18 protein-coding genes (1 of these 18 running past the window's edge) are annotated in these 18,845 nt (G+C 67.2%); 12 read left to right on the forward strand and 6 right to left on the reverse strand.

Going from position 1 to position 18,845, the window contains the following annotated elements; all coding sequences use genetic code 11:
- The first annotated feature begins 129 nt into the window (after positions 1-129).
- The 3 genes from AZOLI_RS16085 (at position 130) to AZOLI_RS16095 (ending at position 3,047) form a co-directional block, all read left to right on the forward strand.
- Positions 130-786 (forward strand): TetR/AcrR family transcriptional regulator, encoded by a 657-nt coding sequence (locus tag AZOLI_RS16085; protein ID WP_014188222.1) that lies wholly within the window; start codon positions 130-132, stop codon positions 784-786.
- A gap of 85 nt (positions 787-871) precedes the next feature.
- Positions 872-1,804, forward strand: a complete 933-nt coding sequence (locus AZOLI_RS16090; RefSeq protein WP_014188223.1) for a 3-keto-5-aminohexanoate cleavage protein — start codon at positions 872-874, stop codon at positions 1,802-1,804.
- 37 nt (positions 1,805-1,841) lie between these two features.
- Positions 1,842-3,047, forward strand: coding sequence for an ABC transporter substrate-binding protein (locus AZOLI_RS16095; RefSeq protein WP_014188224.1), 1,206 nt, complete (start codon positions 1,842-1,844; stop codon positions 3,045-3,047).
- A gap of 227 nt (positions 3,048-3,274) precedes the next feature.
- On the opposite strand, the gene AZOLI_RS16100 is transcribed toward AZOLI_RS16095, so the two are convergent.
- Positions 3,275-3,985, reverse strand: a complete 711-nt coding sequence (locus AZOLI_RS16100; RefSeq protein ID WP_014188225.1) for a TetR/AcrR family transcriptional regulator — start codon at positions 3,983-3,985, stop codon at positions 3,275-3,277.
- 160 nt (positions 3,986-4,145) lie between these two features.
- Here AZOLI_RS16100 and AZOLI_RS16105 point away from each other — a divergent pair, with 160 nt between their 5' ends.
- The 5 genes from AZOLI_RS16105 to AZOLI_RS16125 are packed head-to-tail and all read left to right on the forward strand — an operon-like array spanning position 4,146 to position 8,286.
- Positions 4,146-4,925: a glucose 1-dehydrogenase gene (locus AZOLI_RS16105; RefSeq protein WP_014188226.1), complete on the forward strand. Its 780-nt coding sequence runs from the start codon at positions 4,146-4,148 to the stop codon at positions 4,923-4,925.
- Positions 4,926-4,941: 16 nt separating this feature from the next.
- The gene (locus AZOLI_RS16110) at positions 4,942-6,138 is read left to right on the forward strand and encodes an acyl-CoA dehydrogenase family protein (RefSeq protein WP_014188227.1); all 1,197 of its coding nucleotides are present in this window, start codon (positions 4,942-4,944) and stop codon (positions 6,136-6,138) included.
- Positions 6,135-7,181 (forward strand): phosphotransferase family protein, encoded by a 1,047-nt coding sequence (locus AZOLI_RS16115; protein ID WP_014188228.1) that lies wholly within the window; start codon positions 6,135-6,137, stop codon positions 7,179-7,181. The genes AZOLI_RS16110 and AZOLI_RS16115 overlap by 4 nt, the downstream gene beginning before the upstream one ends.
- On the forward strand, positions 7,178-7,576 hold the full coding sequence (locus tag AZOLI_RS16120) for a DUF6285 domain-containing protein (RefSeq protein WP_014188229.1): 399 nt from the start codon (positions 7,178-7,180) through the stop codon (positions 7,574-7,576). Before AZOLI_RS16115 ends, AZOLI_RS16120 begins: the two co-directional genes overlap by 4 nt.
- Positions 7,573-8,286 carry a histidine phosphatase family protein gene (locus AZOLI_RS16125; protein WP_014188230.1) on the forward strand — a complete coding sequence of 238 codons (714 nt, stop codon included), beginning with the start codon at positions 7,573-7,575 and terminating at the stop codon, positions 8,284-8,286. The genes AZOLI_RS16120 and AZOLI_RS16125 overlap by 4 nt, the downstream gene beginning before the upstream one ends.
- A gap of 21 nt (positions 8,287-8,307) precedes the next feature.
- Here the strand turns inward: AZOLI_RS16125 and AZOLI_RS16130 are convergent, their stop codons facing one another.
- The 5 genes from AZOLI_RS16130 to AZOLI_RS16150 form a co-directional block, all read right to left on the reverse strand.
- Complete coding sequence (locus AZOLI_RS16130) at positions 8,308-8,634, reverse strand: hypothetical protein (RefSeq protein ID WP_014188231.1); 327 nt, start codon at positions 8,632-8,634, stop codon at positions 8,308-8,310.
- A 115-nt stretch (positions 8,635-8,749) separates the two neighbouring features.
- On the reverse strand, positions 8,750-10,249 hold the full coding sequence (gene pyk / locus AZOLI_RS16135) for a pyruvate kinase (RefSeq protein WP_014188232.1): 1,500 nt from the start codon (positions 10,247-10,249) through the stop codon (positions 8,750-8,752).
- 70 nt (positions 10,250-10,319) lie between these two features.
- Positions 10,320-11,399 carry an aldose epimerase family protein gene (locus tag AZOLI_RS16140; protein ID WP_014188233.1) on the reverse strand — a complete coding sequence of 360 codons (1,080 nt, stop codon included), beginning with the start codon at positions 11,397-11,399 and terminating at the stop codon, positions 10,320-10,322.
- A 749-nt stretch (positions 11,400-12,148) separates the two neighbouring features.
- The gene (locus AZOLI_RS16145) at positions 12,149-12,811 is read right to left on the reverse strand and encodes an HAD family hydrolase (protein WP_014188234.1); all 663 of its coding nucleotides are present in this window, start codon (positions 12,809-12,811) and stop codon (positions 12,149-12,151) included.
- A gap of 196 nt (positions 12,812-13,007) precedes the next feature.
- Positions 13,008-14,822: a hypothetical protein gene (locus tag AZOLI_RS16150; RefSeq protein WP_014188235.1), complete on the reverse strand. Its 1,815-nt coding sequence runs from the start codon at positions 14,820-14,822 to the stop codon at positions 13,008-13,010.
- Positions 14,823-15,301: 479 nt separating this feature from the next.
- On the opposite strand from AZOLI_RS16150, the gene AZOLI_RS16155 reads away from it, so the two are divergent.
- The 4 genes in view from AZOLI_RS16155 to AZOLI_RS16170 are tightly spaced (at most 37 nt apart) and all read left to right on the forward strand, a layout consistent with a single transcriptional unit that may run on beyond the window.
- Positions 15,302-16,309 carry a sulfate ABC transporter substrate-binding protein gene (locus AZOLI_RS16155; protein WP_014188236.1) on the forward strand — a complete coding sequence of 336 codons (1,008 nt, stop codon included), beginning with the start codon at positions 15,302-15,304 and terminating at the stop codon, positions 16,307-16,309.
- A gap of 3 nt (positions 16,310-16,312) precedes the next feature.
- On the forward strand, positions 16,313-17,230 hold the full coding sequence (cysT, locus tag AZOLI_RS16160) for a sulfate ABC transporter permease subunit CysT (protein WP_014188237.1): 918 nt from the start codon (positions 16,313-16,315) through the stop codon (positions 17,228-17,230).
- 37 nt (positions 17,231-17,267) lie between these two features.
- Positions 17,268-18,119, forward strand: a complete 852-nt coding sequence (gene cysW, locus AZOLI_RS16165; protein WP_085938486.1) for a sulfate ABC transporter permease subunit CysW — start codon at positions 17,268-17,270, stop codon at positions 18,117-18,119.
- A 31-nt stretch (positions 18,120-18,150) separates the two neighbouring features.
- Positions 18,151-18,845, forward strand: the 5' portion of a protein-coding gene (locus AZOLI_RS16170) for a sulfate/molybdate ABC transporter ATP-binding protein (protein WP_014188239.1). Its footprint extends 343 nt past the window's final position; only the first 695 of its 1,038 coding nucleotides appear in the window; it begins with the start codon at positions 18,151-18,153; the stop codon falls past the right edge of the window.

Consider the following 18,845-nt stretch of genomic DNA (forward strand, 5'->3'; position numbering starts at 1 on the left):
GCTGGTCAACAGTGCGTGTGGCGATCAATCGGCCATGGCTGCGGCGGCGGCTTTCGGGGCGATGGACATTGGCGGAGGGGAATGCAAAGGCTGGGGGATGAGCGCGTGCCGGAACGGAGTGATGACGCGATGCAGGATTCTTTAGACAGCGAATCGCCTTGGAAGGCATCGGCCGACCGCCAGACGGAGCGGGAGGCGAAGCGCGTCGCCGTGCTGCGGACGGCGGCGCGGGCCTTCAACGAGATGGGCTATCACAACACCTCGCTGGACGACATCGCGCGGCGGCTGAACGTCACCAAGCCGACCATCTATTATTACGTCCGGAACAAGGAGGAAATCCTGTTCGAATGCGTGCGCATCGGGCTGGAGATGCTCGACGAGGCCTCGAACGACGTGAGCGGCCATGATGGCAGCACCTATGACGAACTGATCGCGGTGATGCGCAAATATGCCGAGATCGTCACCATGGATTTCGGCATGTGCGTGATCCGCGTCGGCGAGGAGCCGCTGACGGAGGAAAGCCGCCGCACGCTGCGATCCCTGAAGCGCAGCATCGACCGCAAGTTCCGCCGCCTGATCGAACGCGGCATCGAGGAGGGCAGCATCGCCCCCTGCGATCCGAAGATCGCCGCCTTCACCGTGGCGGGTGCCCTCAGCTGGATCGCCCGCTGGTACCAACCGAACGGCGGTCTCAGCGCCCACGACATCGCCGGCCAATGCATCGACCTGCTGATGAACGGACTGGGCAAGGCCGCATCGTCCGGAGACGGACGCCCGCCAACCTGACAGGTCCCGACGCGCCTCCGTCGCCATCGTGCCTGCCTGCCGCCAATCGGCCTCGACATCACGAACAACGAGGGAGGAGACACCCATGAAGCGCGCCGACAAGGTCATCATCACCTGCGCGGTGACCGGTTCGATCCACACGCCGACCATGTCACTGCATCTGCCGGTCACGCCGGACGAGATCGCCCGCGACGCCGTGGCGGCGGCGGAGGCCGGTGCGGCGATGCTCCACCTGCATGCCCGCGATCCCGAGACGGGCAAGCCCTCGCCCTCGCCGGACCTGTTCATGGAGTTCCTGCCGCGCATCAAGCAGCAGACCGCCGCCATCCTGAACATCACCACCGGCGGCGGGCTGGGCATGACGCTGGACGAGCGGCTGGCCGCGGCGAAGCGGGCCCAGCCGGAAGTGGCGTCGATGAACATGGGGTCGATGAACTTCAACATCTCCGGCGCCGCGGCGAAGTTCGGCAGCTTCAAGCACGACTGGGAGAAGCCTTATCTGGAGTCCACCACCGACTTCATCCTGTCCAACACCTTCGCCCAGATCGAGCGCGGCATGCGTGAGCTTGGCGACGTCGGCACCCGGTTCGAGTTCGAGTGCTACGACGTCGGCCACCTTTACAATCTGGCCCATTTCGCCGACCGCGGCATCGTCAAGCCGCCCTTCTTCACGCAATGCATCTTCGGCATCCTCGGCGGCATCGGCCCGGACCCGGAAAACCTGATGCACATGAAGGCCACCGCCGACCGGCTGTTCGGCAACGACTATTACCTGTCGGTGCTGGCCGCCGGGCGCCACCAGATGTCCTTCGTCACGCTGAGCGCCATCCTCGGCGGCAATGTCCGCGTCGGGTTGGAGGACAGCCTCTATGCCGGCCGGGGCAAGCTGGCGACCTCCAACGCCGAACAGGTCGCCAAGATCCGCCGCATCCTCGAAGAGTTGAGCCTGGAGATCGCCACGCCGGAGGAGGCGCGGGCGATGCTGCAGACCAAGGGCGGCGACAACGTCGCCTTCTGACCGACCGATAAAACAAACCAACAGGGAGGAAACATCCATGAAACGCTGGATTCTGGCCGCCGGTGTCTGTTCCGCCGCACTGATCGCCGGGGCTGCACAGGCTCAGATCTCGGACGACAAGGTCAAGATCGCCGTCCTGAACGACATGACCGGCGTCTATGCCGACCCGACCGGCATGGGCTCGGTCGAGGCGGTGCGGATGGCGGTGGAGGAGATGGGCGGCAAGGTCGCCGGCAGGCGGGTGGAGGTGATCTTCGCCGACCACCAGAACAAGCCGGACATCGGCGCGTCGCTGGTGAACAAGTGGATCGACACCGAGCAGGTGGACGTCATCGTCGACGTCCCCACCTCCTCCGTCGCGCTGGCGGTGCAGGACATCACCAAGCGCAAGAACCGCATCTTCCTGATCTCCGGCGGCGGAGCGGCGCAGCTGACCGGCGAGGCCTGTTCGCCGACCACGGCGCACTGGACCTACGACACCTATGCGCTGGCCCAGGGCATGGGCAAGGCGGGCGCCAAGATCCTGGGCGACAGCTGGCACTTCCTGACCGTGGACTACGCCTTCGGCCATGCGCTGGAGCAGTCGCTGACCGAGGTGCTGAAGGCCAACGGCGCCAAGGTCACCGGCTCCGTCCGGCATCCGCTGAACACCGCCGACTTCTCCTCCTACCTGCTGCAGGCGCAGGGGTCGGGGGCGAAGGTCATCGCGCTCGCCAATGCCGGCGGCGATACTGCAAACTCGATCAAGCAGGCGCAGGAGTTCGGCCTGCCGCAGGGCGGCCAGACCCTGGCGAGCCTGCTGATGTTCCCGACGGACGTGCATTCCCTCGGGCTGCAGGCGGCGCAGGGGCTGGTGCTGATGGATGGCTGGAACGCCGACCGCGACGACGATGCCCGCGCCTTCGCCAAGGCCTATATGGCGAAGACCGGCAAGATGCCCAGCATGATCCAGACCGGCAGCTATTCCGCCGTGCGCCATTACCTGAAGGCCATCGAGGCCGCCGGCACCGACGAGGCCAAGGCGGTGATGGAGAAGATGCGTGCGACGCCGGTGAACGACGCCTTCGCCAAGGGCGGCAAGCTGCGCGCCGACGGCCGCATGGTCCACGACATGTACCTGATGCAGGTGAAGACCCCGGCCGAATCCAAGGGGCCTTGGGATTATTACAAGGTGTTGACCACCATCCCGGGCGATGAGGCCTACCGCCCGATGGACAAGGGTGGCTGCCCGCTGGTGAAGTAAGTCGGACCAAAGATATCGTACTCAGGTCCGAGCAGCCACATTGCGGTTACGAATGCCCTTCTCCCCTTGCGGGGCGGGATCGGCCAAACGCCAACGGCGTTTTGCCGACCCGCGGGTTGGGATGAGGGGTGCTGCGGCCGCAGGCCGTTGGAAATCTAACTTGCTCCCCCTCACCCCAACCCCTCTCCCACAAGGGGAGAGGGGCTTTAACAGACGACATCTTAGGATCAGCGCCCCGCCGCCTGGACCCTCCTCGATCCCACCGCCGCCTCGACGAAGGCGATCAGCTGCTCGGCGTAGAGATCCGGGGTGACGCCGCGGCGGCGGTGCTTGGCGCGCTTCACGTACCAGTCCTGAAGCATCGGCTTGATAAGGACTGCCGCCATCGTCACGTCCGGCACCGCGAACAGCCCGCAGGCCACGCCGTCGGCCAGCGCATCGGCGATCATCGATTCCGTCATCATCTCGCTGCTGACGGCCAATTCGCGCCCTTCCTTCGAGAATGCCTTCGCCTCCATGTAGGCGAAGACGAACCAGGGGTGCATCGCCTCGGTCAGGTAGAGGTGCGTTTTCAAAAGCCAGCGCAGCCGGCCGGCGGGATCGGTCGCAAGTGCTTCCGGCGGGTTGTCCAGCACCTCCTCCACCACGCCGACGACCTGACCCAGGATCATCATCAGCAGCGTGTCCTTGCTGTCGAAATAGGCGTACAGCGCGCCCATGCTCAGCCCCGACTGTTCGGTCAGGTCGCGCAGGCTCATGGAATGGAAGCCCTTGCGGTTCGCCAGCGTCAGCGTCGTCTCCACGATGCGCGCGAGGTTGGCGATGGCGACCGCCGGCTTCTTCACCCGGATCGTCGCGGCATGGCGTTCCAGGATGCGGGCGCACAGCGCCTCCATCGACAGATCGTGCCGGGCCTGGAACTCCTGAAAGCTGCTCATGTGGTCGGGTCCTATCGTTCGTGACGCTAATCGTTCTTGCACAAGACGGCCGTCAGGAATATAAAGCGAGCGCTCGCTCGTTTTTTCAAGCTCGCTGTTCGGAGCGCCTGCGGCGCCGCCCACCAAAAATCCCAACCACGGCCCAATCACCGGAGGAAGCATGAGCTTCACCATCGACCTGACCGGCAGGACGGCGCTGGTCACCGGCGCGTCGAGCGGCCTGGGCCGCCATTTCGCCGGGGTCCTGGCGAAGGCGGGTGCCCGCGTGGCGCTGGCCGCCCGGCGCACCGACGCGCTGGCCGAGACGAAGGCCGCTATCGAGGCCGCCGGCGGCACCGCCCAGGTCGTCGCGATGGACGTCACCGATGCCGGCTCCGTCTCCGCGGCGGTGGCGCAGGCCTGGGACGGGCACGGCCGCATCGACATTCTGGTCAACAATGCCGGCGTGACCGCAACCCGCCCCTTCCTCGACATGAGCGAGGAGGAGTGGGACCGGGTGATCGACACCAACCTGACCGGCTGCGCCCGCGTCGCCCGCGCGGTGGCGCAGCGCATGCGCGACGACGCGCAGGGCGGAGGTCGGGGCGGGGCCATCGTCAACATCGCGTCGATCCTCGGCATGCGGGTTGCCGGCCATGTGTCGTCCTACATCGCCGCAAAGGGCGGGCTGGTGCATCTGACCAAGGCGATGGCGCTGGAACTGGCCCGCCACGGCATCCGCGTCAACGCGCTCTGCCCCGGCTATGTCGAGACCGAACTGAACGCCGATTTCTTCGCCAGCGACGCCGGCAAGGCGCTGGTCAAGCGCATCCCGCAGCGCCGGCTCGGTCGGCTGGCCGATCTGGACGGGCCGCTTCTGCTGCTGGCGTCGGATGCCGGCGCCTACATGACCGGATCGGTCCTCGCCGTCGATGGTGGCCATCTGGTGTCCTCCCTCTAGTGAACGGAGCCGTTCCATGGACTTCACCCTTCCCCCGGAGCTGGACGACACCCGCCGCCGGGTGCGCGCCTTCGTCGAGGAGGAGATCCTCCCGGTCGAGGCCGACCGCGCCAACTGGGACGAGCATGAGAACATCGCCGACGCCCCCCTGGCGACCTTGCGCGCCAAGGCGAAGGCCGCTGGCCTGTGGACGCTGCAACTGCCGAAGGAGGTGGGCGGGCAGGGCCTGCCGATGGTCGGCGTCGCCGCCTGCTACGAGGAGATGAACCGCTCCATCTTCGGCCCGGTCTGCTTCAACGCCGCCGCCCCCGACGACGGCAACATGCGGCTCTTGAGCATGGTCGGCACGCCGGCCCAGAAGGAGCGCTGGCTCGCCCCCATCGTCGAGGGCCGGGTGCGCAGCGCCTTCGCCATGACCGAACCGCATCCCGGCGGCGGCTCCGACCCGTCGATGATGAAGACCAGGGCGGAGCGCAAGGGCGACCGTTGGGTCGTCACCGGGCGCAAGTGGTTCATCACCGGGGCCGACGCGGCGCAGCATTTCATCCTGATGGCCCGCACGTCCGACGATCCGCGCAAGGGGCTGACCGCCTTCCTGTTCGACAAGGACCAGCCCGGCTGGCACATCGAGCGCCGCATCCCCATCATGGGGCCGGAGGAGCATGGCGGCCATTGCGAGCTGATCTTCGACGGGCTGGAGATCGCGGACGAGAACGTGCTGATGAAGGTCGGCGACGGGCTGAAGGCGACGCAGATCCGCCTGGGGCCGGCGCGGCTGACCCACTGCATGCGCTGGACCGGCCTTGCCAAGCGCTGCCTGGAGATCGCCGCGGCTTACGTGAAGGAGCGCGAGAGCTTCGGCATGCCGCTGGCCGAACATGAGGGCGTGCAGTGGATGCTGGGCGAGACGGCGATGCAGATCGAGATCGGCCGGCTGCTGACCATGAAGGCCGCCCATGCGCTGGACAGCGGCAGCTATGCCCGCAAGGAGGTGTCGATGGCCAAGGTGCAGGTCGCCGACACCCTGTTCAAGGCGGCGGACACGGCGATCCAGCTCTGCGGCGCGCGCGGCTATTCCAAGGACACGGTGCTGGAATGGATCTACCGCTACGCCCGTCAGGCCAAACTGGTAGACGGCGCGTCGGAGGTCCACAAGATGGTGCTGAGCCGCAGCTATCTGGCCGAGGGTGACGATTTCTGGGGCTGGCGATGAGCGGCGGCGACACCGGCCTGACCGCGGAGCGCAAGGCGGCGCTGGAATCCTGGCTGGCCGGGCAGGCCGGCGCCAAGTCCGTGACGGTGACGGAGGAGGGGCGGCTCAGCGGCGGCGCCATCTCGCTCAATCTGGCGGTGACGCTGGATATTGACGGGGGGCGGCTGGACGGCAGCCATGCCTGCGTGCTGCGCACCGGCTCCGCCTCCGGCGTGTCGGCCAGCCTCGGCAAGGTGCAGGAGGCGGCGGTTCTCGGCGCCGTCTTCGCGGCCGGCGCCACGGTTCCGGAGCCGCTGTTCGTCGGATCGGACCCGGCGATGCTGGGCGCGCCCTTCTACATCATGCGGCGGGCGGCGGGCATCGCCGCCGGATTCCGCATCGTCAAGAGCGAGGAGCCGCAACGCGATCTGGCTCGCGAACTCGGGCGTCAGCTCGGCTTGATCCACCGCGTGCGGCCGGGAACCGCGGGGCTGGAGTTCCTGGCCCTGCCCGAACCGACGGCGGCGTTGCAGGCCGCCCACGATTTCCGCCGCTGGGCCGGGCGCTATGCCGTGACCGATCCGGTTCTGACCTATGGCCTGCGCTGGCTGGAGCGGAACGCGCCGCCGGTGGGCGATCTCGTGCTGTGCCACCGCGATTACCGCACCGGCAACTACATGGTCAAGGGCGGCCAGCTGTCCGCGATCATCGATTGGGAGTTCGCGGGCTGGTCCGACCCGATGGAGGATCTGGGCTGGTTCTGCGCCGCCTGCTGGCGCTTCGGCCGCAACGACCGCGAGGCCGGCGGCATTGCCGACCGCGCCGATTTCTATGCGGGCTATGAGGAAACCGCCGGCCGCCGGGTGGACCCGCATGCCGTCGCCTATTGGGAAGCGGCGGCCTGCATGCGCTGGGCGGTCATCGCCATCCAGCAGGCCAATCGCCACATCTCCGGCACCGAACCGTCGCTGGAACTGGCGCTGACCGGGCGGATGCTGCCGGAGATCGAAATGGACCTGTTGCTGCACCTGGACGCCGTCGCGGCGCGCGGAGTTTTCCTATGATCAACGACGATTCCAAGGCCGGCGACCTCGTCGCCATCGCGCTGCGCAGTTTCCGCGAGTCGATCCTGCCGGTGATCCCGGCCGACCAGCGCTTCACCGCGCTGATGATCGCCAACGCGCTCGGCGTGGCCGAACGGGAACTGGCGGCCGGCGGCAAGGCCGACGCGGAGCTTGCCGACGCGGTGGGGAAGCTCATCGATGCCAAGGGCGATCTGCGGGCGCTGCTGCCCCGGCTCTGCACCGACATCGACGCCGGACGGTTCGATTCTCCCGAGCGGCAGCAGGCATTGCGGGCGGTGCTGAAGGACATCACGCGGGCGAGGCTGGCGGTGAGCAATCCGAAGCGGCTGGCGGCGGAAACGTCCCGATCCGATGCGCCGGGATCGGTAAGATGAGCCTGTTCGCCCCGCTGGACGGCACCGTCGCGCGGCGGCGGCTGTATCTGCTGCGCCACGGCCATGTCGCCTATTACGATGCCGATGGCAAGCCGTTGAACCCGAAGCTGGCCGCCCTGACCGAGCGCGGACGGGAAGAGGCGCGGGCGGCCGGCCGGCTGCTCTCCGCCGTGCCGCTCGACCGCGTGCTCTGTTCCGGCCTCGCCCGGACGCGGCAGACGGCGGAACTGGTCGCCGAACCGCATGGGCTGGCGGTGGAGGACCATCCGGCCTTCCTGGAAATCCGCGCCGGGCGGCTGGCCGGCGTTCCGAAGGAGAAGCGCGAGGCCGCCTATGTCTACGGCTTCGATGCGGCGACGGAAGAGGGCAGCTTTGCCGGCGGCGACGGCTTCGCCGCGGTCCGTGACCGGGTGGTGCCGGCCATCGAGGCGCTGGTGCTGGAACCCGGCTGGACCCATCTGGCGCTGGCCGCCCATGACGGCGTGAACCGCATGCTGCTGTCCTGGGCCTGCGGGGCCGGGCTGTCCGCCTTGTCGGCCTTCGAACAGGATTACGGCTGCATCAACATCATCGACGTCGATGTGGCCGACGGCCGGGTGCTGCGCCGCCTGATCCGTGCCGTGAACCTGACCCCCGGGAACCCGGCAAAGCTCAACCTCCACCGCACCAGCCTGGAGGAGGCCTTCGGTCCGCTGCTGGATTTGGACTGACGGCCGCCGCCGGGCAGTCCGTCAGTGCCGTGCCGCCTTGTGGTCGCCATGTTCGCGCTTCTCGGCGGTATCGCGGCCGATCAGCTTGTTGAAGTTGGAGCCCTCTTCATAGAGCAGCGCCAGCTGAGAGTCCTCGAACTGCTGGAAGAATTCGTTCCAGTCGATTTCCTCCAACTCGCCATGGTCGGATTGGCGGGCCTTGGGGAACATCAGGCGCAGCAGGCCGACGCCGGTCTTGCGGTTCTTGCCGCCGTCTTCGTCATGGGTGCTGCGGACGACAGCGGGCTTGCCGCCGTGGCTTTCGGCCCAGCGGCGGATCTCGTCGTGGTCGGTGGTGGTCTTTGCCATGGGTATCCTCCGGGTCGGTGTCCTGGCGGGACGCATTCCCGTACCAGAACAGCCGGCGCCGGAAGGTGTTGCGGGTTCAGCGGGCCGCAGGGTCTGCCGCCCGCCCTGCTGCCGATCAGGCTTCGGTAAGCTCCATCGTCTGGCGGGCGAGGCTATCGCGCTCGCGGTCCTGGCGGCTCGGCGCCTCGACCCAGGCGATGCGCAGGATGTTGGTCGATCCCGGCATGCCGAAGGGAACGCCGGCGGTGATGACCAGCCGCTGCCCTTCCTCGGCCAACCCATGGACGAAGGCCAGACGGGCGGCCTTGTGCACCATGTCGGAGAAATTCTGCACATCCTCGGTCAGCACGGCGTGGACGCCATAGGCCAGCACGAGGCGGCGGGCGATGGCGGCCTTTTCGGTCATGCAGAGGATCGGCACCTCCGGCCGTTCGCGGGCGGCCCTGAGCGTGGTGGAGCCGCTGCTGGTATAGGTCGCGATGGCCGCCGCCTTGATGGTGTGGGCGACCTGACGGGCGGCGGCGGTGATGGCGTCGGACGCGGTCTGCTCCGGATCGGCGTGCTGCGCGTCCATCATGGTGCGATACAGCGTGTCGCCTTCGACCCGCCGGGCGATGCGGTCCATGATGGCCACCGCTTCGATCGGATACTCGCCCGACGCGGTTTCCGCCGACAGCATGACCGCATCGGCGCCGTCGAACACCGCTGTAGCGACGTCGGAGGCCTCGGCACGGGTCGGGGCGGGGGCGGAGATCATCGATTCCAGCATCTGGGTGGCGACGATCACCGGCTTGCCGGCCAGACGGGCGGCATGCACGATGCGCTTCTGGATCGACGGCACATCCTCCGGCGGCATTTCCACGCCCAGGTCGCCGCGGGCCACCATGACGCCGTCCGACATCTCGACGATGCGGTCGAGATGCTGGATCGCCTGCGGCTTCTCCAGCTTGGACAGCAGGGCGGCGCGGCCGCCGATCAGCTTGCGCGCCTCGGCCACGTCCTCGGGACGCTGGACGAAGCTGAGCGCCACCCAATCGACCCCCTGGTCGAGGGCGAAGTCGAGGTCGGCGCGGTCCTTGGCGGTCAGCGGCGACAGCGGCAGCACCACGCCGGGGACGTTGACGCCCTTGCGGTCGGACAGCTTCGTGCCGGAAACCACCACGGTCTCGGCGAAGTCGGCACCGCAGGCGGTCACCCGCAGCCGCACCTTGCCGTCGTCCAGCAGCAGTTCGGCGTCCGGCACCAGGGCGGCGAAGATCTCCGGATGCGGCATGCCGACCCGGCGGGCGTCACCCGGCTCCGACAGCAGGTCGAGGCAGAAGGACTGGCCGGCGGTGAGCGTCACCGGACCGTCGGCGAAGCGGCCGAGCCGCAGCTTCGGTCCCTGCAGGTCGGCCATGATGGCGATGGGGCGGCCGGTCTCCTCCTCCAGCGCGCGGATGGCGCGGACGCGCTCGCCATGGTCCTCGTGGCTGCCGTGGCTGAAGTTCAGGCGGAAGACGTCGACGCCGGTTTCGAACAGGCGGCGGATCATCGCGGGCGAGGAGGAGGACGGACCCAGCGTGGCGACGATTTTCGTCTGCCGGTAACGGCGGATCGGCTTGGCAGTGCTCATGGGGTAACAGGCTCCGAAGAGAAGATGGTGGCCGTGCGGGACAGGAAGGGGGGCGGGCGGCGTCGCCGCCTCAGGCCACCCCGAACCGGTAGACGATGGACCCGGCATACCATTGGCCGGGGCGCAGCACGGTCGAGGGGAAGGAGGGAATGTTGACGGAGTTCGGGAATTTCGACGGTTCGGCGCAGAAGGCGCTGTGTTTGGTGTAGAGCGTGCCGCCCTTGCCGACGTCGCGGGGGGCTTTGCCCTCCAGGAAATTGCCGGTGTAGAGCTGAAGGCCGGGCTCGGTCGACAGCACCTCCAGCGTCCGGCCGCTGCCGGGGTGGAGGATGCGGGCCTGCAGCGCCGGCGCCGAACCGGATGCCGGCTTGTCGATCACATAGTGCAGGTCATAGCCCTTGCCGAGCGCCAGCATGCGGTCGTCGGCGTCGATGCGGTCGCCGAAGGCCGCCGGGGTACGGAAGTCCAGCGGTGTGCCGGTGACGTCCACCACCTCGCCGGTCGGCACCGCGGTGTCGCTGAGCGCCAGATAGCGGCCGGCATGGACGGTGGCGACATGGTCGAGGATGGACGATCCGAGATCGCCCGACAGGTTGAAGAAGGTGTGGTCGGTGAAGTTGGCGATGGTGGTCTTGTCGGCCGCCACAGCGGTCCAGGCGATGGTCAGGGCGTTGTCGTCGCCGACCGAATAGACCAGCCGCACCGGCAGGGTGCCGGGGAAGCCTTCCTCGCCGTCCTGGAAGACGTAGGTCAGCTCCAGGCTGGATTCGTCCAACTGTCGGGCGTCGAAGACGCGGAAGCGCGAACCGCGCTGGCCGCCATGCACGGTGTTGGGCGGGCTGTTGACCGAAGCCTGATGCTCCACGCCGTCCAGCGTGAAGCGTCCGCCGTCGATGCGCCCGCAGTAGCGCCCGATGAAGGAGCCCATGGAGGGCTGGCCGCCCATCGCGCCATCGATGGTGTCATAGCCCTGGACGACGTCGCCCAGCGTGCCGTCGCGGTCGGGAACCAGGATCTGTTCGATCTTGGCGCCGTAATTGGTGATCCGCACCACCATGCCCCGGCCGTTGCGCAGGGTGAACAGGTCCACCGGCTTGCCGTCGATGGTGGCGCGGTAATCGTCGCGCTTTAAGTCGGTGTAGGTCGCCATGGTCCAGGCATCCCCGTGGAAGAAATTACAGAAAACCGAGAAGCAGCAGCCCCAGGATCATCACGACGCGCAGGAGCAGTGCCGTTTCCAATGGGTCCGCGGTCATGGTTTGGGCCTCACCGGAAGCATCGTGGTATTATTATACTAATATATTAGAGCCGAAGGCAAACCGCTTCGGCATTTTCACGACGGTGCGGACAGTATGCCGCAGGGGGCGGGTGGTAAGGCTGGGAAACTTTGCGAAGCTTCGGGGCGTGAGGTGGGGGATTGCCCTTGCCTTCGAAGCTCTTGATCCTGACCAGCTCGCGTCAGGAGCCGTCAGTATGGCGGATAGAACCGACCGGGATCGTGGCCGACGGCCGGTTGTTCCGCGTCGACAGATCAGGGAAATCGCATCTGGCGAGCATGAGCGCACGCAAGGAATCTCGTCATCCCCGCCTGCGCGCTATGGGATACACAGATCTCGCACTTGCGAAATGACGTGCAGCTTGGCATTGAGGACAGCCCCTCTCCCCTCGCGGGAGAGGGGTTGGGGTGAGGGGGCGCAAACTGAATTTCCCTGGCCTTCGGCCTGCCGCACCCCTCATCCCAACCCTTCTCCCGCAAGGGGAGAAGGGCCACTCGCTGCCAAAGGCTGCTGTCCTTTCGCAAATGCGAGATCTGTGCATCCGATAGAGCCAGCGCGGGGATGACAGATGTTCTCTCATGGGAAACAGCCGGTCAAATGCGATTGCCTCGGCGCGGAATGCTCACGCCCGGCCCAGAACCGTCGCGATGGCGCTTTCCAGCGCGGTCAGGTCGGGTTCGATGTGGGTTCCGGCGGGAAAGACAGTCTCCGCACCGGGGCGGACGATGCCGATGAAGGGCAGGCCGTTGGTCTGCGCCGCCTCCAGGTCGGTCAGGGCGTCGCCGACGAAGACGCTGCGGCTGGTGTCGATGCCGTGGCGGGCGATCAGGTCGGCGACGACGATGGTCTTGTGGCGGGGGCTGCCGGCGACCTCGGCGAACAGCGGCGTCCAGCCGCGGCGCTCCACGATACGCCGCAGTTCCGTCTCCGGCGTGCCGGAGGCGATGAACAGCGGGTGCCGCTCGCCATTGCGGCGAATGAAGTCGAGCGCGCCGGGGATCTCCTCGCAGGCGGTGACGGCGTCTTCCACCATCGCGCCGACGCGCCGGACCATGTCCTCGATCCGCGTCTCGTCCCGCGGCAGACCCAGCAATTCCCGGTCGAAGTGGTGGAGCATCTGCCCCCGCGGCAACCCGCCATTGCGGTGGTAGAAATCGGCGATTGCCCGGTCCACCTCCGGGCCATGCCCGCGGTACAGGCTGAGAAAGGCTTCAAGCTTGATCGCGTTCGAGTCGACGATCACTCCGTCGAAGTCGAACAGGACCGCTTGGCAGGGCAAGGTCATATCCAGGTCCCGTTTGCAGGTCTCGATAAGGGGGGAGCATCCGCAGGACGGAAAGGAAGCCGCCGGCCATAATAGCATGGCGGGCCTTCGGTCCGAGTGGAGCATCCGGAAGCTGCCCCATGGAACGGTCACTGGAAGCGGCCGTGCGGCAAAATATGGGGCAGGCTGCGGCACCGATTGCAATATATTAGTATGCTCAAGCCTTGGAAAGCCCGTTTGCCGGTCTGCTGCCCTTCGACGCAGGCGCTACCCCAAACGGGGCTGACGATTGGACGGCGACCTTGCCACCCCTGCGGCGCCACTTGTCTTCGTAGCGCCGGCGTTCGGCCGCGGCGGATGGATCGCTGCCCATGGCGAAGGTCCAATAGCCGATCTGGAAGGCGATGTAGCAGGGCAGGAGGAACTCCAGCAGCCGCCGGTCCAGCCCCACGGCTGCGTCAACCGCGCGGCACAGGGTGCGCGCCTGCGCATCGGACAGGTCGAACTCCACGATGCCGCCGGCCACATCCCAGGCGACATCCTGGCAACCGATCAGGTCATGCGCGGCGGCATGGTCCAGCGCATCGGCCTTCATCAGGCGCCCGTCCGGCAGCCGCAGCCATTCCCAGCGATGCAACCGGTTGTCGGTGACCACGCGCCGTATGGCGGTCTCCAACCCGGCGAGCCGGTCCGGCGTCCAGCGGTCCAGCACCATGGCGGCATCGCTGCCCAGCGCCTCCGCGACATTGGTGCGGGCCATGGTCAACAGGTCGGGCAGGGGTGCGCCGGAGCCCGGAAGGGCCGGCAGATGCCGGGCGCGGAAGGTGAGATAATCGGCGAGGCGGTCCACGGCTCCCGGCGCAACATCCGTCAGCGGGCGGGCATCCTCCAGCCAGCGTTCGGCAAGGAAGCCATGGCGCAGACCCGCCGGTTCGGGGGTGAAACCCGCAGCATGGAGCGTACGGGCGCGTTCAAGCAGGTCCGCCCCGGCCCGGCCCAGGCCGGCGAACTTCAGCAGCCACGGGCCGCTGCCGGTGCGCAGAAGGAACTTCCGGCGCTCCTGCCGTGGATTGGCCGGGAGGGAGCCGGTGGAGTTGTGCATCCGCCGCCACGCCCCGCCCGACAGGTCTTCCAGCGGTTCGATTGGCGGGCCGAGCAAATCCTCGAACCAGCGCTCCAGTGGTGGGAACGGCCCGTCGCCCGACCGGAACAGCGAATCGAAATCGACCACCGGGCGCGCTGCCGCGGCCCAGCGCCGGCGGTGCTGCTCGGATGCCTGGGGGCCGAGCTCGCCGCCATGGCCGGGCAGGAAGGCGATCCGGTCCGCGGCGACGCCCTGTGCTTCAAGCCAGTCGGCCACCGCGCCGAAGGAACTGCCGGACAGCCCCGGCCCTTCGTCCACGATGACGTAACCGGTGCTTGGATCCGCCATCATCCTGGCGCGCAGCCGGTTCGAGATCCGCAATTCCCGCCGGAACGGATGCCCCACCGGGCGCAGCGTTATCGGTGGACAGGATTTCAGCGCCACTGACGCCAAAGCCGCCAGTCCGGTGCCGATGCTGCGCAGACCGATCACCACCGGGCCGGCGGAAAAGCTCGGTGGCAATTTCGTTGCGGCCTCCAGGTAGGCTTCGGGATAAAGGCTGTAGAAGGCATAGCCCTCTGCCCGCCGCATGCGGATCATGACCGGCAGGGGGAAAGCGGCGAGGCTTTCCAGAGGATGCGGGTCGAGCGGAACCGCGGTTTCCTGCCGCTCCACCGGCCGCCAGGACCGGGCGACGCGATGGGCGAGGTCCATGACAATCGTCATGGCCGCCTGCTGCAACGGCGTGCAATCATCCTCGCCGTTGCTGTGGAATTCCCAATCCGCAAGACCCTGCGCCAGTTCCGCCGCTTCGATGAACAACGTTACCAGGGCGCCGTGCCGCTCCGCTCCGCGGCCGAGCCGGGCGACACGGGTAAGCCCCTGTTCCAGCCGTGCGATGGTGCGGCGCGGATCCTCGCTGGTGTCCCGGTCGCCATAGACCAGCATGGCGTCCTCCCCGCCGGCCGCCCCGTCACCAGGTCGGGAAGAACAGCAGCAGCAGGGCCATGACCGCGAGGATGCCCAGAATTGTCCACATGGCGGGACGACCCAAGCCCCGCGAGGTGCCGGCCTTCGGGAGTTCAGTGCCTACTTTCCGGAAAGGGCCAGCCATCGTGTGTGCTCCTGAATTCGTCGATCTGTCGGTAATCAACAGGGCAGGGCTGGCAAAGTTGCCGGTTCCGGATGCGGTTCCCCATCCGGCGCAGCGTCCGCCATGGCGTGCCGAACGAGGTCGCCGGAGGAGCTTTCCGCTTTAACGCCATAGGGTTGATCGCCATCCGCAATTTTCCTGCGGACAAACGCGAAAAAACCACTTCCCAAGCAACGCGCCTATGGGCAAACTCTATAGCAGCAATAGAAAAAACGACACGGATACCACTAAAGAATTTCGTGCAATACAGGAAACACGGAAGGAGACCCCCACGATGCCGCTTCGCCGCCTCACCCTTCTCGCCGCCGGCCTGACGATGGCCTGGCTGGGTGTTGCCGCAGCCGGTTCCAAGGATACGCTGCTGAACGTTTCCTACGATCCCACGCGGGAATTCTATGTCGAGTTCAACAAGGCATTCGCCAGAAAGTGGGAGGCGGAGACCGGCCGTGCCCTGACCGTGCGCCAGTCGCATGGCGGCTCCGGCAAACAGGCACGGTCGGTCATCGACGGGCTGGACGCCGACATCGTGACCCTGGCGCTGGGATACGACATCGACGCCATCGCCGATGCCGGCCTGCTGCCGAAGGACTGGCAGACCCGCCTGCCGAACAACAGCGCCCCCTACACCTCGACCATCGTGTTCCTGGTGAAGAAGGGGAACCCGAAGGGGATCAAGGACTGGAACGATCTGGTGAAGCCGGGCGTCCAGGTCGTCACGCCGAACCCGAAGACCTCCGGCGGCGCCCGCTGGAACTATCTGGCCGCCTGGGCCTACGCCCTGCAGGCGAATGGCGGCGACGAGGGCAAGGCCAAGGAATTCGTGTCGCAACTGCTGAAGAACGTCCCGGTCCTGGACAGCGGCGCCCGCGGTTCCACCGTGACCTTCACCCAGCGGGAGATCGGCGACGTCCTGCTGGCCTGGGAGAACGAGGCCTATCTGTCGCTGCAGGAATTCGGCGCCGACAAGTTCGAGATCGTGGTGCCCAGCCTGTCGATCCTGGCCGAGCCGCCGGTCGCCGTCGTCGACAAGGTCGTCGACCGCAAGGGAACCCGCAAGGTGGCCGAGGCCTACCTGCAATTCCTCTACACCCGTGAAGGGCAGGAGATCGCGGCCAAGAACTATTACCGCCCGCGACTTCCGGAGCTCGCGACCCGGTATGCGGGTCGATTTGCCGATGTTAAGCTGGTCACAATCGACCAATTCGGGGGCTGGCGTGCCGCGCAAGAGAAGCATTTCTCCGACGGTGGTGTCTTCGACCAGATCTTCCAGAAGGGGCGCTGATCCATGGTCGCCGCTGCCGGCAGCGACGGCGCTCCGGCGGGAAAGGGTGGCGCGGTGACGGTCCGCGCGCCGGTTCCCCTCTTCCGGAAGCCCCTCTTCCGAAAGCCGAGCGTGCTTCCGGGTTTCGGGCTGACGCTGGGCTTCACGCTCACCTATCTCGGCTTCATCGTGCTGATTCCGCTGGCCGCCCTGATCCTGCGGGCCAGCGGTCTGGGGTGGAGCGGCTTCTGGTCGGCGGTGACCACGCCCCGGGTGATCGCCGCGTTCGAGGTCAGTTTCGGCCTCTCCTTCGCCGCGGCGCTGACCAACGCGGTGTTCGGCTTTCTGGTGGCCTGGGTGCTGGTGCGCTACGACTTTCCCGGCAAGCGGCTGGTCGACGCGCTGGTCGATCTGCCCTTCGCCCTGCCGACCGCGGTGGCCGGCATCGCGCTCAGCGCGCTTTATGCACCGAACGGCTGGCTGGGCAGGCCGCTGAACGAGCTGTTCGGCCTGAAGGTCGCCTTCACGCCGCTGGGCATCGCCATCGCTTTGACCTTCATCGGCCTTCCCTTCGTCGTCCGCACCGTCCAGCCGATCCTGCAGGACCTGCCGGCGGAGGAGGAGGAGGCCGCGGCCTCCCTCGGCGCCTCGCGCTTCCAGACCTTCCGCAGCGTGATCCTGCCGGCGGTCCTGCCGGCGCTGGTGACCGGCTTTGCGCTGTCCTTCGCCCGTGGCGTCGGTGAATACGGGTCGGTCATCTTCATCGCCGGCAACATGCCCGGCCTGACCGAGATCCTGCCGCTGCTGATCGTCATCAAGCTGGAGCAGTACGACTATGCCGGCGCCGCCGCGGTCGGCACTGCCATGCTGGGCGTCTCCTTCGTCATGCTCCTGATCCTCAACCTTCTGCAGCAGTGGATGAGGTCGCGCCATGCCCGCTGAGATCCCGGCCCGCACCGGTATTTCCGCGCCGGCCTCCATGCCCATGCCGCCCGCGCAATCGGCCCTGAACGAACCCGCCTGGGTCCGCGCCGCGCTGATCGGGGGAGCCCTGCTGTTCCTGGCGCTGTTCCTGCTGCTGCCCCTGGTGGCGGTGTTCGTCGAGGCGCTGCGCCGCGGGTTCGACGCCTACTGGACGGCGCTGGTCGAACCGGATGCCGTCGCCGCGATCCAACTGACGCTGATCGTCGCCGCCATCTCGGTGCCGGCCAACCTGCTGTTCGGCGTCGCCGCGTCCTGGTGCATCGCCAAGTTCGACTTCCGCGGCAAGAACCTGCTGATCACGCTGATCGACCTGCCCTTCTCCGTCTCGCCGGTGATCTCGGGCCTGATCTTTGTGCTGCTGTTCGGGATGAACGGCCTGTTCGGCACCCATCTGCGCGACATGGGCGTCCAGATCATCTTCGCGGTGCCGGGGCTGGTGCTTGCCACCGTCTTCGTCACCTTCCCCTTCGTGGCGCGCGAACTGATCCCGCTGATGCAGGAACAGGGCTCCGACGAGGAGGAAGCGGCGCTGGTTCTGGGGGCCTCCGGCTGGCAGACCTTCCGGCGGGTCACGCTGCCCAACATCAAGTGGGCGCTGCTCTATGGCGTGCTGCTGTGCAACGCCCGCGCGATGGGCGAGTTCGGCGCGGTGTCCGTCGTCTCCGGCCATATCCGGGGCGAGACCAACACGATGCCGCTGCATGTCGAGATTCTCTATAACGAATACAATTTCGTCGCCGCCTTCGCGGTCGCCTCGCTCCTGGCCATGCTGGCCCTGGTCACGCTGGTCGTGAAGACCGCGCTGGAGTGGCGATTCGGGGACGAGCTGGCGGCGGCCCGGCACTGATCGCCGGATTCTGGAGAGGACAACGCGACCGATGGCGATCCAGGTTTCAGGAATCACCAAGCGCTTCAACGATTTCACCGCACTGGATTCAATCGATCTGGAGGTGAAGTCGGGGGAGCTTCTGGCCCTGCTCGGCCCGTCCGGCTCGGGCAAGACGACGCTTCTGCGCATCATGGCCGGGCTGGAAAGCCCCGATGCGGGTGGGCTTCTGCTGAACGGGGAGGAGGCGCTCGGGCTGAAGCCGCGCGACCGGCAGGTCGGCTTCGTCTTCCAGCACTACGCCCTGTTCCGGCACATGACCGTGTTCGAAAACGTCGCCTTCGGGTTGAAGGTGCGTCCACGCGGCCAGCGCCTGGGCAGCGCCGAGATCCGCCGGCGCGTGACCGAGCTGCTGGAACTGGTGCAACTGTCGCCCTTCGCCGGCCGTTACCCGGCGCAGCTGTCGGGCGGCCAGCGCCAGCGCGTGGCGCTCGCCCGCGCTCTGGCCATCGAGCCCAAGGTGCTGCTGCTCGACGAGCCCTTCGGCGCGCTCGACGCCAAGGTTCGCAAGGAATTGCGGCGCTGGCTGCGCAAGCTGCATGACGACATCCACATCACCTCCGTCTTCGTCACCCACGATCAGGAGGAGGCGCTGGAACTGGCCGACCGCGTGGTGGTGATGAACCAGGGCCGGATCGAGCAGATCGGCACCCCGGCGGAGGTCTACGACCACCCGGCCTCCGCCTT

Source organism: Azospirillum lipoferum 4B, assembly GCF_000283655.1.
GTDB lineage: Bacteria > Pseudomonadota > Alphaproteobacteria > Azospirillales > Azospirillaceae > Azospirillum > Azospirillum lipoferum_C.